The sequence below is a fragment of the Microvirga soli genome (genome assembly GCF_016734765.1).
GTDB lineage: Bacteria > Pseudomonadota > Alphaproteobacteria > Rhizobiales > Beijerinckiaceae > Microvirga > Microvirga soli.
Genome location: NZ_JAERQE010000167.1, coordinates 1 through 676 on the forward strand (window position 1 = coordinate 1; position 676 = coordinate 676).

Genomic DNA, 676 nt, shown 5'->3' on the forward strand with positions numbered 1-676 from the left:
CGTGGCCACCAGGCCCTCACAGGCGAGCGCGCCTATCACCGTCAGCCGCTGCCAGGAGCCGAGGGGAATGGACCCATAGGCGCGTTGCCCGCGCGGCGCCCGAGCATGGGTGCGGGCCATCTTGGTGGTGACGCCGCTTTCATCTAGGAACACCAGGCGTTCCGCGGGAAGCACGCTCATCTGCTGGCGGTAAGCCTCACGCTCGGCCGCAATCTCGGGCCGCTCCTGCTCGGCCGCCCGGAGGGTCTTTTTTTCGGACGCAGCTTGAGGCGCTTGAGCGCCTCGCAGATCACCGCCAGGCAGACCGTCACGCCGGTGCGCTCCGCCAGGCGTTCGCGGTACTCGCGCAGCAGCGCGTCATTGTCCTCAATCACGAGCTGACGCAGCACCGCCAGAGCTGCTGCATCCAGGCGCGAGGGCACGCCGCCGCTGTGCGGCTTGGGGGCACGCCGACCCTCCTCGCGCTCGTGGCGGCGCCAGTTGGAGATCGTAGCGGGACAGACCTGGAAGCGGCGGGCAATCTCGACCTGAGGAAGGTCGCCGCGCTCGCAGGCAACCAGAACACGCTCACGCAGATCAGGGGAATAGGGCTGGGGCATGGCTTGCCTCCCGGGCCATATCCTAGTCAACGCGCAGCCCACCCGAATGGATTCAAGCCCAGATCAAAAGCGCTTTA

The 676-nt window shown here is 67.5% G+C and carries 2 protein-coding genes; both read right to left on the minus strand.

The window, feature by feature from the left end:
- Window positions 1-180 (minus strand): transposase (locus tag JKL45_RS29695; protein ID WP_201865375.1); only part of this gene is annotated, 180 nt, incomplete at its 3' end.
- Complete coding sequence (locus JKL45_RS29700) at window positions 177-599, minus strand: helix-turn-helix domain-containing protein (RefSeq protein WP_201865377.1); 423 nt, start codon at window positions 597-599, stop codon at window positions 177-179. The genes JKL45_RS29695 and JKL45_RS29700, both read right to left, overlap by 4 nt.
- Between the last annotated feature and the right edge of the window lie 77 nt (window positions 600-676).

Excerpts from the sequence above, each read along its gene's own strand:
- JKL45_RS29700 (WP_201865377.1), bottom strand. The coding sequence starts at position 599 with ATGCCCCAGCCCTATTCCCCTGATCTGCGTGAGCGTGTTCTGGTTGCC.